Below are 14,866 nucleotides of genomic sequence, written 5' to 3'. Positions count from 1 at the left end.
GAAGAAGGTTCTGGAAGGGAAGATCGAGCGGTTCGGGCAGTGGGTGAGGAATCGATAAGCAGAGGCAAAAGGCGATACCGTCACTCCGAGTCCCATCCCCCACCACAGAAAGCTATTTACATGTTCTCGTTTGACCTCTCGGCGATGGTTGAAAACAGTCGAGGGGCCGTCGAGTTTACCGAGGGTGAACGGCGCGAGTTCAAGCACAACGGGTTCCTCGTGATCCCGGACGCGATAGACGACGAGGCTCTCGGACAGATACGCGACGTCGTCTGGGATTCGATACCGGAAGACCCGGAGAGCAGAGACGACCTACTGGAGGCCGAGTACCGGAACCTAGGGGGAAAGGACCCAAGCGTTACCGATCGGGAACCGTTCTATCCGATCTGGGAACAGATGTTCTCCTATGCGGATGAACTCGTCGGCGGTGACAGTCTGATCGCTCCCGAGCCGTCCGATCTGGACGGATGGCTATCGCTGAATCTCAATTTCCCCGACGAGGGACGTCCGGAGGACGCCAATTCGCCTTCGACATCCGATATCAGCGGTCACGTGGATGGGTTCGGGGACGGGTTCAGTGAACCCCCAGGTTTCACGATTGCGGGGACGGTGTACGTGGACCGCGTCCCGCCTCGCGGCGGCGGGTTGACGGTTTGGCCAGGCTCACACTGGTCTGCTGCCGAACACTTCGAATCGAACGATGTCGAGGGGTTCGTCGACGCTCAGTCGAACCAGAACGAACCGCCATACGACGTCGGTGATCCGTTCGAGGTTGCTGGAGGTGCGGGTTCACTCGTCCTCTGGCATGGACGGCTCCAGCACACCACCGGCGTGAACCTGGGATCGAACGTCCGAGTTGGACTGTTCAAACGGTTCCACCACGAGGACTACGACGACCACTGGGAGCAGGATCTTGAACAACCGTTCGCTCACTGGCCGGCGATTCAGGACATCGACACGAAAGGGACACACCTGCAATAGCGGTAGTGCGGCAATTCCGGGACCGTCGCTGCACTTCCGGTCGATATCGACCTCGACGCGACCGATCGACGGAAGACGACCTGTTTCGGGAGGTTCGATCGGTGATGGACGGAACTCGCGTAAGCGCGGAGCATCACGGACTCACGGAGTTCGCGATGACCCGCGTCGGTCCACCCATGTGAGTCCCCCTATCCGTTGGGAGGATCTATTCCGTTGATCAGTAAGAAAGACTCGCTCCATAGTGTTACAAGCCGCAACGATACGTTGTACTGTCTGTATTCGATCCACGGTGGAGCGTTCTCATCGAACCTCTCGGACGTTGAAGACGGCCACCAGTATTCGACCGAAGTCAGGTGGTCGGGACGCGGTGTGTACGTGTTCACGACGCGTTCTCGAAGGCCTCCAAGACGTCTGCAACCGTCCACTTCGGCCCCTTCCGAGCAGCAACCATGCAACTGAACCATGGAAGAGACGAGGGAGACCGTCGAAGCCGGACCAAGTTCTCCCCGAACGTTGAGAAAGCGATCGCTGGGGACGCGGCAGCTGTCGATCTACTGAACGATGCAGGGGAGAGTGCGTCACAGTGTACTGTACCGAAAACATATTGATGTAGGCACCGGTGAAGTTTCCCATGTTCGGAAACGCACGAGAGACACGGGTCGGCATCGATGGCGATTCTTTCACGATCAATGATCGACCCACCTACGAAGGACGAACCCACGATGGGAAGGCCATCGATGGATTGCTGTTCAATGCGAGATTTGTTCATGCCTGTTTCGACGACGAGAATCCGAAGACGGTCGACAGTTGGGCGTATCCGGATACGAGCCAATGGAACCCCGAGCGAAACGTCGCAGAATTCATTGCAGCGATGCCGACCTACTACGACTGTGGGCTTCGTGGTTTCACGATCAACCTCCAATGTGGGAGCCCGGAGGGGTATTCCGACGAGCAACCGTGGACCGTTTCCGCGTATCGTTCGGACGGCTCGTTGAAGCCCGACTGGATGGATAGAGTCAGACGGGTTCTCGACAGGGCCGACGATCTCGGAATGGTGGTGATTGTTGGATTGTTCTACTTCGGTCAGGACGATGTCCTCACAGATGAGACGGCCGTCAAAAACGCCGTCGACAGTACGATCGAGTGGCTCCACAGAAGGGAGTACACGAACGTGCTGATAGAGATCGCCAATGAGGCCGACATAAACTACAGCCACGACGTTATCCAACCCGACCGAGTATCCGAACTGATCGAGCGTGTCCACGACATCGAACGTGGAGGACATCGGTATCCTGTCGGGACGAGTTTTAGTGGCGGCACCGTCCCTCCCGATGATGTAGTTGCCGCTTCTGATTTCGTGCTCGCTCACGGCAACGGTGTTGATGATCCCGCCCGGATCCGGGATATGGTGGAGAGAACGCGTGACCTGCCGTCCTACGAACCGATGCCGATTGTGTTCAACGAAGACGATCACTTCCGTTTCGGGTCGGAGTCGAACCTCGAGGCTGCCATTGACGTCGGCTCATCGTGGGGGTATTTCGATCCCGGCGAGAACGATTACTGGCACGGCTACCAGTCACCCCCCGTCCGCTGGGAACCGAACACTGCTCGTAAGAAAGCCTTCTTCGGCTACTTGGACGGGATAACCGATCGAGAGGACGAGTGAACACAGTTAGGATATTGCTCTACCGAGCCGTCCGCCTCAACCGTTCGGAGCTGCCGCTGTCGTGTTCCTCCGACCGACGGTCACTGTCGATCATACGATCCGTCACAGCACTTTGTTAGATATCGTCGATTGATGGTACGTCATCATTTGGGGTGGGTGATTCCAGCCGCTCACAAACGATCGAAGCACTGTCCCACACCAGAAGAGCGTGGTGTCAACGATTCGATCGTATTCGGCTCCGCTTGTCGAGTGAGTTCGATTTCCACGGGACAGGTCTCTTTGTAACGAACACGGACGAACAGGATGCCCGCTGGTTGGAGTGCAACGGCCACTCGTGGTTCGAGTCGTGTTCCGTCGGGTGTGTCTCCATACCAGAGACCAGCCGACGAGTTGTAGACACCCCGTCGATCGATCGTTCTGCTCGATACTGTGCTCACCCGCAGAATGATTGGACGTTCGATACTGTTCGCTCGGTTCGCTAGAGGGGAAATTGGAGCTGCTTCCCCCGTAGGGGTGGAACCCAACTGGAAGATGAGGATGTGGGGTATGGTCGATAAAAACGTTCAACCCCCCACAATCGGGCCACCTGAGCCATCAAAGGGTGGCCGGTTCGACAGCGAAGAGGAGCCAGGTGACCGTTCTGCCATCCTAAAACCGCGAAGGCTATGCTTCGCATCGTTCCACAATGTTCGGGTCCTGCATAGCTTTTGAGGGGCGATCCTACAGCAATGGCGGATCTGCACCCCCCGGATCGAGAGCAGTAACATCAGTACTACCGTTACAGGTCTCAGATATACTCACACAACCAAATCGGGGACACCGAGCCGCACAGGCGGCCCGTTCGTCGAGGGATCGGTCCGGGACCAGCGGAGCCTCTCGACCGTCGAGGGGAGGCGAAGCACCCGATCGAGTTCGATGACGATGGTTCCAACGAGATCGGGGTGTTCCTCGACGCGGTCGTCGATGACGCCGACCTCTCGGCGACTTCCCGCGACGCACTGGAGACGACGATCGTCACCGAGGACATCTACGAGTCGGCCCGGACCGGCAAGCGCGTCGACATCGAGGACCGAACGGCCACCCGTGTGGACGACGGATATCGGGACGAAGCGGCGCTATTCTTCCCGATCTCTCCGTCGGCCGTGGATCTCGTACAGTCGCTGTCGGCCGTCGGGAACGTAGAGGCGTTCGTCGATCACCTCCCGAGAGAGTAGCCGCCGGAGAGCCTTTCTGACCGTGCGCTGTGACAGCAGGGTCAGCTCCGCGAGTTCGCGCTGGGTAAGCGGCCCTTCGTAGTCGAGCACGCGGAAAACCAGTTTCGCGCTCGGTCCGAGGTCGTCGATGCACGCGCCGAGTTCGGCAGTCGGTGTCGGTTGTTGGCAGCACACTGGTGGATGGCCACCGGCCGTTCCGTCCCGATGCCATATGTATCTGACGGCCGTTTCCGGTGTTCACCCGACCAATGCCACCGAAACCGTCGGTGTGGCGGTTCGGTGATCCGCCGGTTCGAAATGAGGAATCGCGGCGGCGATCAGTCGTCGGCGGAAACCCGTTCGGGTCGGGTATCGACCTGAGTGGCCCACAGGTCGGCGTACGCTCCGCCCGCCTGGACGAGGTCGTCGTGCGTTCCGGTCTCGATCACGCGCCCCTCGTCCATCACCACGATCCGGTCGGCGTCGCGGATGGTCGAGAGTCGGTGGGCGATCACGAAGGCGGTCCGGTCGGCGCACAGCCGGTCCAAGTTCTCCTGAATCAGCTGTTCGGTCTCGGTGTCGACGTCGCTCGTCGCCTCGTCGAGGACGATGACGTCGGGATCGTTGAGGATCGCACGCGCGATCGAAAGCCGTTGGCGTTGGCCGCCCGAGAGCTTGACGCCGCGCTCGCCGACCAGCGTGTCGTATCCATTCGGTAAGTCGCGGATGAACCCGTCGGCCCCCGCGGCCCGCGCGACCTCGCGGACCCGCCGTTCGAGATCCGAACCGAAGTCGATCGCTTCGCTCGTATCGATGGACCCGACCCCGCTGTCGGCACCCGTGCCGCCGCCCACGGCATCGGGGGCTGTAGAATCGGCGTCCGTCCTTGCCGCGACGATCGATCGGAACGCCTCGCGGTCGCCGTACGCGATGTTCTCCCGCACGGTTCCGGAGAACATGTAGGGGTCCTGTTCGACGACGCCGATTCGGTTCCTGAGCGCCTGAGCGTCGTACTCGCGGACGTCGACGCCGTCGATCCGCACCGCTCCACTATCGACGTCGTAGAACCGCGTGAGGAGTTTGAGTAGGGTCGACTTTCCCGAACCACTGGTGCCGGCGAGGCCGACCGTCTCGCCCGCTTCGATGTCGAGGTTCACGCCCCGGAGGATCGAGTCGCCCGTCTCGTAGCTGAACGTGACGTCCTCGAACGCCACTGTACCGTCGAGACGCTCCGGGACGACCGGGTCCGTCGGTGAGGAGATCGTGGGCTCGTGACCCAGAATGCCGAAGATGCGCTCGGCGCTTGCTTTGGCCTTCTGCCACTTGTTCGCGGTCTTGCCGATCCGCTGGAGCGGGCCGTCGAGTCGCCGGAGAAAGAGGAAAAACAACGTGAACGAACCGACGGTGATGCCCTCTGCGACGCCGAACGCGGGGGTGTCGACGATGGCCCGGCCACCGAGGACCAGTACCGCGACGAACGACAGCCCGATCAGGAGGCGCTGTGAGGAGAAGAACGCCTTCCGGATCCGGATGACCTCGATCTTCCGGTCGCGATACGCTTCGGAGAAGCCGGCGACGCGCTCGCGCTCGATCCCGTACCGATCGAAGGACTTGATGACGTCCACCCCCCCAAGATTGTTCGCGAGCCGCGTGTTCAGCCCCGAGACGAGCTCTCGAATGCGTTTGTATCGTGGCTCGATCCAGAGCATGAACCGGCCGGTGAAGAGACCGAGGATCGGCATCGGTGCGAGCGCGATCAGGGCGAGTTTCGGGGCCTCGTAGAGCATGACCGCGCCCACGACCCCGAACATCACGATCGCCCGGATGATCTGACGGATCTCGTTGTTGAAGAAGTTCTCCAGCCTGTTGACGTCGCTGTTGAGCACCGCCATCAGCGCCCCGGACTCGTGGTCGTCGAAGAAGTCCATCGAGAGCGACTGCATGTGGGCGTACGTGTCGTCGCGGAGGTCGTGCTGGATCAGCTGTGCCGCCGACTGGAACAGATACCGCGAGGCGAACTGGGTGATCGCTTGGACCACCCACGCGACCGCGGCGATGAGCGCGAGCCGATAGAGCAGTGCGACCTGCGGATCGCCCGCCGGTACCGATTCGGCGGTCACCAGCCCGATCCGTGCGAGAATGCCCGCCTCGCCCGACCCTCTGATGGCGCGATCGATCGCGGCCGCGACCGCCAGCGCCGGCACGAGCCGTGCTATCCGCATCACGAACGAGGCGACGATGCCGGCACTCAACCGCTTCCAGTACGGCGTGACGTATTCGAACAGCCGACGCATCGGGTGGCCGTCGACCGCGTCGCGAACGTCCCGTAGCTCTCCGCGTGAATCGGTCATACCGGCGGTACGTGGGAGGAGACTTGAACCGCCGACCGCCGGAGCGCGGGTTCCCGGAGCGGAAGGGTCTTATACCGCAGATCAGAGGTTTTCGAGGTTCAGAGTCCTTATAAACGGCTATCACATCGTGATGGTCTTGCTTCCCGGATCGCCTCCGCGTTCGTGGTCGGTGATAGCGACGACGAGATCGTCCCACGGACAGCACGCTCACCGACGAGCACCACCAGAGTCCACGGTCGTCCGTCTTCGACGGCGACGGGTATCTCGGGCACGAGGAGTATCGACGTCTCCTCCGGGACGTCGTTCACTGGTTCGTCGATAGCCGAAACGGACGGAAAGCCGACTCCCGGAGCTCACCGTTCGTCGATCGTCGGTCGGAGTGCAGTGGTGCGTCGGTACCTATCTACTGCACCCCGGGAACCTCGACCGATGGCCCGGAAGGGATCTCGCTGCCGTCCCGGATCGACCGGGACAGAGAGCCGATCAGTTCACTACCCCTTCCGGAAACGTCCGTGGAAGGGGTGCCGGCCGCTCGCAGTCTGGTTCGAGGGTGACGTGTTGGCTCCGATCGGAGGACTCCCGGATACCTGAGAGTACATCGAAGACGTGGCGGGCGAGTTCACCGCTCGTTCGTTGGTCCCAGTCGGTTCGAAGCGCGAACGCCAAGTCGGCCACGCCGGCACCTCGCCCCCCGGTGTAGCCGTGAGTGAGCGGGACCGTTTCGAACTCGTCACTGCCCCGCTTCCGGACACTGACCGGTCCATCGAAGTGGTTCGGGTCTGGAAGACTCAGCGTCCCCTCGGTCCCGTAGATCTCGAACGCCGGTGCTGGGAGTGTCGAACCCTGCACGTCGAAGCTGGTCAAGAGGTTAGCGACGGCACCGTTTTCGAAGTCGACGACGCCGGCTTCGTGAGTCGGGACCTCGACATCGATACGCTCGCCACGTCGAGGGTCGCTCGTGATCGTACGCTCCTCGAAGCCGCGAGCAACGGATCCGGAGATCCGGCTCACCGGGCCGAGGAGGAAAACGAGGGCCGTCACGTAGTACGGGCCGATATCGAGGAGAGGGCCGCCACCGTGCTGGTAGAAGAAGTCGGGATCTGGATGCCAGCTCTCGTGGCCGGGCGATGTCCAGACAGCCGTCGCTCCGATGGGCTCACCGATACGGCCATCGTCGATGAGCGACCGGCAGGTTTGCAACCCCGCTCCGAGGAACGTATCCGGTGCCGATCCGACCAGCAGCCCTTCGGCCTCGGCAGTCCGGAGTACGTCTTCCACCTCCTCGGCCATCGTAGCCATCGGTTTCTCGACGTAGACGTGCTTGCCCGCGTCGAGTATCCGCTGGCACGTTTCCGCGTGGATCCTGGGTGGAGTCAAGTTGACGACGAGTTCGACGTCCGGATCGGCGAGTAGGCCCTGTACGTCGTGTGCGGTGACGTCGTACTCGTCGGCTTTCGTCCTTGCACGGTCGATATCGATGTCCGCACAGGCGCTCACGTCGAACGCGTCGAACGTGTCACCGGAGGTGAGGTACTCGTCGCTGATCGTGCCACAACCGAGAAGACCGACGTTGACGCTCTCCATACGGGACCATCTCGAAGGGGGATCATGAACATACTGATCCTCTGCACACCGATCCGAGTGGCCAGTCGGCCATCGGGTTCGCCGGTGGCCCACACAGCCACGACGCGTGCCGAAGCGTTCGAGCCGACGCGATCGATCTCTCGGGACACTCGGTGGCGAACGGGTCGGCTCCGAGCACCGCCGGAGTGTACCTGTCGGGAGCCAGCCGAGTGCTACATCGAACAGCGACGGTCACGACAGGTCGAGCTCACCGGCCTTGAGAACGTGATGTTCGACAGATCGTCCCGTTCAGGGAGGGAATCACTCGCGGAGAGCCAGTGTGAGCATCACGACGGCGACGAACAGGAGTACGACGCCGAGCGGCGAGGCGTCGAGCGCGAGGAAGCGATAGCAGGCATACACGACACTCACCACGACTGCTCCGACAGCGGCCCCGACCGCCACTCGGAGTGTCTCGACTCTGTCGCTCGTGCCGCCGTGAAGTTCGCTGCGCGCGTCGAAGACATCGGCACCGAACTCCCACGCGAGCAGCGCAGTACCTGTCGCCGGGAGGAGGCGTTCGACCCCACTACCGGCGGCGCCGGCAGCCAGCACCCCGCCGAAGAGGGCGACCGCACCCACTGCGGCGACGCGACGGTCGAATCGGGTGAGTCCGATCGCCAGACCGAGCACGCCGAGGAGGACCGCACCCAGCGCCACCGGCGACGTCGGGCCCACGACGGCCGCTGTAATCGCCCCGAACAGCAGTGCCGCCGTGGCGAACACCCTTCCGGGCCGATGTGTGTGACGGCCGTCGGACCCGTTCACTTCGACCACCTCGTGGCCGCGCGACCGAGCGCCACCGCGAGGTCGTCGTCGGGACGCCAGTCGACGACGCGAACGCCGGTCTCCCGGAGCGATTCGATGCGGATCCGACGTTCCAGATGCACGAGACGCTGGCCCACGGTCCCGTCGGCTGTCGGGTCGGGACTGACGACCGTGACGGGGTGGTCGTACCCTCGGAGCCGGCGGATGACGTGGCGGTACGTCCGGTCACAGAGCGGGGACAGCAACACGACCTGAGTCTCGTTGGGGAACCGACGATGGAACTCACGGACCCAGCCCGAAGTGTAGCTATCGGTCTCCGGTGGAGTCGGTGGAAACGCGGAGTGGGTGGCGAGCAGCTTCTCGACGCGTCGGCGGTGATCCGGGCCGATGTCCGGATCGATCCAGAGCGGTGTCGAGCCGACGCTGGCGAGACCGACGTGGTCCCCGCTGTCGAGCAACGAGACGAACAGCCGTCCGGTCGCTTCGATCGAGCGCTCGAACACACTCGTGCCGTCCACACCCTCGGATAGGTACGCAGTCGGATCGGTCACGACGACGAGGGCGACGGTCGCGGCGTTCTCCTCGCGGAAGCGGATCGTCGTGAGGTCGTCGTCGGGCGATCCGGCGAGATGCTTCCAGTCGATCCGTGTGCTGGCGTCGCCCGGCTGGTACTCCCGCGTCGAGTGAAAGGCCACCCCTTCCCCGCTGCCGGCGGGCAGGCGACCGAGATACTGACTGGTTCGCTCGTAGAGCGGGACCGCGACCGGGAACGCGTCGAGTGCCGGGACACACGTCAGCGATCGGTCGCTCTCGTCGGTCTCGGGGAGGCGACGAACACGCGCGGTCCGGCCCGCGTAGCCGCGAACCACGGTCCACGCCGGCTCGAATTCGTGAACGCCCCGCCGGGCCCCGAGGGAGTAAGTGAACGAGATCGATTCCCCAGGGCGGAGCGCCGTTGCACGGCGCGGTGATCCGTCGTCCACTGCGAGATTCGCCGGCACGCCGTCGACGATCCGGAGGTCGGGGACGATGCTGTCCCCTTCGTTGCGTACCGTGATGGTCACGTCGACGCAGTCACCCGGGGCAGATCGGTCGCCGGGATCGGACCCGTCACGCTGGATCGTTCGTTCGACGACGAGCGCAGAGTCGGGCGGGGTGTCGGCTTTCGCGTAGGCGATAAACCCGACGAGAACCGCCCCAGCGAGCACGACTGCGGCCGATCGGAACACGAGCCCGAACCCGACGAACGCGAGGCCGACGGGCACGGCCACCTGCCATCGATTGGTCACGATATCGCGGCCCCCGTCGACAGAATCCTCCGTAACGGGGTCGGTCGGTCCCTCTTGCCGGCCGTGCTGCTCGCCAGCGTCCGAGCGGACGACGGCTTCCTCGGCGGGATGTTCGACGAGAGAACTGTCGGCGGGGTCGGCAGCGACGGTCGGCACGTCACACTCCGCCGCGAGCGTATCGACAGTCCGTCTGACCAGCGTCTGGAAGTCCGAGGGCCCCGTTCGGTCCCCTAGCAGCTCCCGGGCGCGATCCCACTGTGAGCGCGGAAGCTTCACGTCCGGGTTCCGGAGGAATGCGGCGACGGCCGGGTCGTCCGGCCACTCGCCAGCCTCTACCGTCTCCCTCGCCTCCTCGTGGGATTGCCCGCGGCGCATGCGAACTTGCACGGCGAGCGTTCGGAGACGGTCGTGGATCGCCGACCGATCGGGGAGAACGCCCTGTCCCCGACCGTCGAACTGCGCCAGACTCCGGTCGAACTCGTCACCCGGGGCCGGGTGGTCACGTGCTCGCTCGACCTGCGGCGCGTCTACGCCGCTTCCCGACAGCCAGTTCCGGTAGCTGACGACCGTCATCCAGATACCGACCAGACCGCCAGCAACAGAGAGCAGCGCCCGCAACGGAGCCGTCGCACTGCCTCCACCGGAGATCACTGCCGTGATCCCCGCTGCGAGTGCTGCGACCCCGACCACGACCGCGACGCGTCGAGTGCGCCCCCTCATCGTGTCTCCCCCGTGTCGTCACTGCGTTCGGTTTCGGCACTCGTCGCGGTGAGACTGCCACCTGCCCCATCGGAGGGGGTCTCACCGTGTGCCCGCTGGAGGCGTCTGAGCGCCGCGGTGACGCGCTCGCGGCGGGGCGGAGAGGTCGATGCATCACCGTACCTGACTGCCTCGAACGCCTCGGTGAGTACGTGAACGTCCTCGGGGTCCATACCGCGCTCGATCGCCGCGGACTCGAACTGACGCGGTGTTCCGGACTGCGGTCCCGGTGCGTCGAGCAGATCGACCAGTTCGGTCCAGGCGCGATAGATGGCGTTGTCGGCCGCCCGGGACGTCGATGCCGATTCGACGCGGTCGGCGGCATCACCCGCGACGCGCGCGACGGACCCGAGATCGGACTCGTCCGTGTCGTCCGCGGCCACGCCGAGACGGGACCGGACAGCGTCGGAGCGCCAGAGGAACAGCGCAACTGCTCCCGCAACTGCAGCAGCGGCCGCGCCGAGTACGATCGTTTCGACTGGCCACGAGAAGGCCGTTCCGCCACCACCCTCGAACCCGGTGTTCCCGACGGGAGTCGTCGTGGCCTGCACCGTCGGCTGACCGACACTCCGGTTCGTTCCCCGGGACGGCGGACGCAGATCGGTGAACCGCTCGGCGAGCAAAAGCAGGAGAACGGTCACGGCTCCCAGTCCGACGACCCTCTTGAGCGCGTTCCACGGGTCGTCGGCGAACTGGATGACGACCACGATACCGCCAAGAGCGAGGAATCCGACCACTATCGCGGTCGTCGGAAGCTGTCCGTTGCTGCCGGGGACGCCACCGGTACTGTTCCCGTTCGATCGTTCGATCTGCGGTGAGCCATCACCACCGGTCCGACTGGAGAAGACCGGCGCGACTGCTGCCGCGACGAGGACGACGGCGAGGACCGCCAGCGCGGCGAGTGCGGCGTTGCGGTGGCGTCTATCGGTGAGTGGAGATCGGTCAGCCATCGTGGTATCGAACGGCTCGTCGGGGGATCATGTCAGGCCTCTACCGTCGGAACGGGCACTCCGTCGACGACGTCGTGGAGGACCTCGTCCTTGTCGACCTCCCGGACCTCTGCCTCTGGAGTGAGGACGAGCCGGTGGGCCATCACTGGCCCGGCCACTCGCGTGACGTCGTCGGGCACGACGTACTCCCGGCCTTCGAGGACAGCTCGCGCTCGTGTCGCCTCGAGGAGGCGCTGAGTTCCTCGTGGCGAGACGCCGGTTCGCACGCGGCGATCGGAGCGCGTACCGCGAGCGATATCCAGCATGAAATCGACGATATCGGGATCGACGGAGACCGTCTCGGTCACGTCCCGGAGTTCGCGCACCGCGTCCGGGTCGAGGAAGCGGTCGACGGAGGGCGCGGCTGCGTCCCGGTCGAGACGCCGCTCGAGCAACGATCGCTCGCCGTCCCGCTCCGGGTAGCCCAGGCTCGTCTTGAGCAGGAACCGGTCCTTCTGTGCCTCCGGGAGTTCGAAGGTGCCGCTCTGTTCGACCGGGTTCTGGGTCGCCACGACGAAGAAGGGGGTCGCGAGCGGGTGTGTCTCGCCCTCGACCGTCACCTGCCCCTCCTCCATCGCTTCCAGCAGCGCCGCCTGCGTCTTGGGTGGCGCCCGGTTGAGCTCGTCGGCGAGGACGACGTTCGCGAAGAGGGGACCCTCGCGGAACTCGAAGGCGCGTTCGCGCTGGTCGAACACCTGCGTACCGGTGACGTCGGCCGGCAGGAGGTCGGGAGTCAGCTGGACTCGACTGAACGAGAGACCGAGGACGGTTGCCATCGAGCGAGCGGTCAACGTTTTGCCCGTCCCGGGAACGTCCTCGATGAGGACGTGTCCCCCGGCGAGCAATCCCACGAGGAGGTCCTCGAAGAACACCTCGTCGGCGACGATCGCGTCCGACATCGTCTCCACGACCCGCTGACAGCGCTCGCTCGCGTCTGCGACAGCCATACGGATGACACCAACGGGACCCTATTTAACTCCCCTGGTACGGTATGTCGAACTATGGGTCTACCACCAGCCCACGAGAGGGCCAGCCACCCGATACGTGGGAATCGGCTCCACAGAACGAGACAACACATCAACCCTTGGCAAGCGACCGGTTGGGACTCAGGGACAGGGTGCTGATCGAACGCTGCCCGATCCCGGTAACCGCATCGTGGAGTCGGGCTCTCAACGTCAGCACGGAACAGTTCCACTCGCAGTCAGCACCGATCGGTCGCGCCCGACACGCTCGATTTCGATCGGGTTTTCGTGGGTGTCGACGAGAGCGCCGATCGCCGAGTCCGTGCCTCGAACCCAGCCAACAACAGGCGCGTTCGGCAGGATCACACTCATATAGCAGACCGGCACTGAGAAGACCATAGAAAAAACTGTATTTTTGTCCTCCGCCGGCCGACCGATTTATTGAATTTTTGTGGGGGAAGATGGACTATGAAGGTGAGTATGAACTTCTTCCGGACCGTCTACGTCGTAGTATCAGTATTTCGTTCGAACAGTGACACCCGTAAGAGCCTCATATCCAAGGAGTTTTGCTGGAAACGGTCGCACGATGGCGAGTACCTGAACCGCATCGAGGCGTGTCGAGAGCGCCTCGACCTTCGGATCGGAACCGCAGCCGCCGGCTGGCTGCTGCGATTTTTCGGGTCAGTCACGGACTCCGTATCGGTCTCGGCATCGCTGCCGTTGCTCTCGCCGGTGGTCCGAGGAGTCGTGGCTGTCCGCCGGCGCTCCCGCTGTCGAACAGCATCGCAGGACACCTCGGCAGCCGGGCGACCCGGCCGTCGAGTGCGAACCGCCCACGCGTCTTGGACCGCCGATGGCTCCCTGGAGTTATACGACGGGCAGACGAACCGGAAGTAGAGTGCCGCCTCCCCGATTTGAACAGATGCCAGACGTTCCGGGCGTGTGGCTCACTTCGTTCGCCATTCCGGGGCTGCGACTGGCGTGCTCAAGTCGGGTCGGGAGCGTTTTCACTGCTCCCGTCGGTCGCAGGAAAATGCCGCCTCCCCGATTTGAACGGGGGACAGCTCGATCTTCAGTCGAGTGCTCTCCCAGTCTGAGCTAAGGCGGCCCGTTCGGATCGACGCCGACCGACTGAAAAAGGGTTTCGGAATCGCGGTCAGTGGACGAACAGATCCGCCACGTCGAACTCGGTCCCGCAGTCCTCACAGACGTACCCCAAGCCGTCCTCGGTCGTCACGTGACCGCCACACTCGGGGCACGTCGATCCGGAGATCATCGCTCTTCGAGAGGGTGGCAGAGCTGAAAGAGCTTTGCCGTCCGTCGTGTCTGGCCGGATGGCGGGAGCCTTTGACCGCTCGCCATTAGAGGTAGGTATGTCGACCGGTCACGCCCTTCTGGTGCTCGGGACGATCGCCGCGCTCGTGTTCACCGCCGGCATCCTGATCGTCGCGCTGCTGAGCTGACTCGACCGAGACGGCGAACGTATCGGAATCCGAGTGGATTCGGACGGATTCGAACCGCCCTCGTGTGAGACGGACACGCGGCGAACGGACGTGAGCCGCGGTCCGGTATGGGCTCGGGCGGATTCGAACCACCGATCTCGGCCTTGTAAAGGCCGCGTCATAACCACCTAGACCACGAGCCCCAGTCAGTCAACCGGTGCGGGCGGAATAACCCTTTCTCTCTGCCGGAACGCTTAGGCCGTCCCCGGCCCGTAGTCGGAGTATGACGCTCCAGCGCGTGCTCAACGTCGTCGGCGTGGTCGCGGTGCTCGCGCTGGTGTTCACCACGGCGGTCGCTGCCGGAATCGTTCCGCCGCCGGCGGCGCTCGTGGGCGCACCCGACGACTACGAGCGTGCAGAGGTCACGATCACCAACAACTGCAGTCGAACCCTCGGCACCGTCGACGCCCGGATCGCCGACACCTACCAGAAGAAATACACCGGCCTCTCGAACACCACGTCGCTCGCGAACGGCTCCGGGATGCTGTTCACCTACGACGAGGCTTCCGAGCACACTTACGTGATGCGGAAGATGGACTTCCCGCTCGACATCGTGTTCGTCGGGGCCGACGGCCGGATCAACGCGATCGAGAGCGCGCCCGCACCGGGTCCGGGAGAGGACGGCGAATCGATCCAGCGCACCGGCCGGGGGCAGTACGTCCTCGAAGTGCCCCGTGGGTGGATGGAGCGTCACGGAATCCACGTCGGCCATCAGGTCGATATCGATCGATCGGAATGACGATACGATCGCGATTCCGGGCGACGACGACCGGAATCACGTCT

At 63.7% G+C, this 14,866-nt stretch carries 11 protein-coding genes and 2 tRNA genes; 4 read left to right on the top strand and 9 right to left on the bottom strand.

Annotation, left to right across the window (positions count from 1 at the left end):
* The first annotated feature begins 39 nt into the window (after positions 1–39).
* From TX76_RS07530 to TX76_RS18055, 3 genes are all read left to right on the top strand, one after another.
* Positions 40–981, top strand: coding sequence for a phytanoyl-CoA dioxygenase family protein (locus TX76_RS07530; protein ID WP_195156021.1), 942 nt, complete (start codon positions 40–42; stop codon positions 979–981).
* A 631-nt stretch (positions 982–1,612) separates the two neighbouring features.
* Positions 1,613–2,647: a hypothetical protein gene (locus TX76_RS07525; RefSeq protein ID WP_049901153.1), complete on the top strand. Its 1,035-nt coding sequence runs from the start codon at positions 1,613–1,615 to the stop codon at positions 2,645–2,647.
* Between the two features lie 941 nt (positions 2,648–3,588).
* Positions 3,589–3,861, top strand: coding sequence for a hypothetical protein (locus tag TX76_RS18055; protein ID WP_049901151.1), 273 nt, complete (start codon positions 3,589–3,591; stop codon positions 3,859–3,861).
* Here the strand turns inward: TX76_RS18055 and TX76_RS17025 are convergent.
* The 9 genes from TX76_RS17025 to TX76_RS07480 all read right to left on the bottom strand — a co-directional run bounded on the left by TX76_RS17025 (position 3,763) and on the right by TX76_RS07480 (position 14,226).
* Positions 3,763–4,035, bottom strand: a complete 273-nt coding sequence (locus tag TX76_RS17025; protein WP_079890774.1) for a MarR family transcriptional regulator — start codon at positions 4,033–4,035, stop codon at positions 3,763–3,765. The genes TX76_RS18055 and TX76_RS17025 overlap by 99 nt on opposite strands.
* 143 nt (positions 4,036–4,178) lie before the next feature.
* Positions 4,179–6,191 (bottom strand): ABC transporter ATP-binding protein, encoded by a 2,013-nt coding sequence (locus TX76_RS07515; RefSeq protein ID WP_049901149.1) that lies wholly within the window; start codon positions 6,189–6,191, stop codon positions 4,179–4,181.
* Between the two features lie 483 nt (positions 6,192–6,674).
* Positions 6,675–7,775, bottom strand: coding sequence for a Gfo/Idh/MocA family protein (locus TX76_RS07510; RefSeq protein ID WP_049901147.1), 1,101 nt, complete (start codon positions 7,773–7,775; stop codon positions 6,675–6,677).
* Positions 7,776–8,075: 300 nt separating this feature from the next.
* On the bottom strand, positions 8,076–8,582 hold the full coding sequence (locus TX76_RS07505) for a DUF7519 family protein (protein WP_154019031.1): 507 nt from the start codon (positions 8,580–8,582) through the stop codon (positions 8,076–8,078).
* Complete coding sequence (locus tag TX76_RS07500; protein WP_049901143.1) at positions 8,579–10,591, bottom strand: DUF58 domain-containing protein; 2,013 nt, start codon at positions 10,589–10,591, stop codon at positions 8,579–8,581. The genes TX76_RS07505 and TX76_RS07500 overlap by 4 nt, the downstream gene beginning before the upstream one ends.
* Positions 10,588–11,580 (bottom strand): DUF4129 domain-containing protein, encoded by a 993-nt coding sequence (locus tag TX76_RS07495; protein ID WP_049901141.1) that lies wholly within the window; start codon positions 11,578–11,580, stop codon positions 10,588–10,590. Before TX76_RS07495 ends, TX76_RS07500 begins: the two co-directional genes overlap by 4 nt.
* Positions 11,581–11,612: 32 nt before the next feature.
* Positions 11,613–12,566, bottom strand: a complete 954-nt coding sequence (locus TX76_RS07490; RefSeq protein WP_049901138.1) for an AAA family ATPase — start codon at positions 12,564–12,566, stop codon at positions 11,613–11,615.
* Between the two features lie 1,049 nt (positions 12,567–13,615).
* Positions 13,616–13,689, bottom strand: a tRNA-Phe gene (locus TX76_RS07485).
* A 463-nt stretch (positions 13,690–14,152) separates the two neighbouring features.
* Positions 14,153–14,226: transfer RNA gene (locus TX76_RS07480), tRNA-Val, on the bottom strand.
* Between the two features lie 80 nt (positions 14,227–14,306).
* Here TX76_RS07480 and TX76_RS07475 point away from each other — a divergent pair.
* A complete protein-coding gene (locus TX76_RS07475; RefSeq protein ID WP_049901135.1) occupies positions 14,307–14,822 on the top strand; it encodes a DUF192 domain-containing protein in 516 nt (171 codons plus the stop codon).
* Positions 14,823–14,866 lie beyond the last annotated feature (44 nt).

The sequence above is a fragment of the Halococcus agarilyticus genome (assembly GCF_000334895.1).
Classification (GTDB): Archaea; Halobacteriota; Halobacteria; order Halobacteriales; family Halococcaceae; genus Halococcus; species Halococcus agarilyticus.
This window is presented reverse-complemented; position numbering and strand designations above follow the sequence as displayed.

Coding starts and splice junctions, on each gene's coding strand:
- TX76_RS07515 (WP_049901149.1), bottom strand. CDS start 6,191: ATGACCGATTCACGCGGAGAGCTACGGGACGTTCGCGACGCGGTCGAC.
- TX76_RS07490 (WP_049901138.1), bottom strand. CDS start 12,566: ATGGCTGTCGCAGACGCGAGCGAGCGCTGTCAGCGGGTCGTGGAGACG.
- TX76_RS07475 (WP_049901135.1), top strand. CDS start 14,307: ATGACGCTCCAGCGCGTGCTCAACGTCGTCGGCGTGGTCGCGGTGCTC.
- TX76_RS07500 (WP_049901143.1), bottom strand. CDS start 10,591: ATGAGGGGGCGCACTCGACGCGTCGCGGTCGTGGTCGGGGTCGCAGCA.
- TX76_RS07510 (WP_049901147.1), bottom strand. CDS start 7,775: ATGGAGAGCGTCAACGTCGGTCTTCTCGGTTGTGGCACGATCAGCGAC.
- TX76_RS07525 (WP_049901153.1), top strand. CDS start 1,613: ATGTTCGGAAACGCACGAGAGACACGGGTCGGCATCGATGGCGATTCT.
- TX76_RS07495 (WP_049901141.1), bottom strand. CDS start 11,580: ATGGCTGACCGATCTCCACTCACCGATAGACGCCACCGCAACGCCGCA.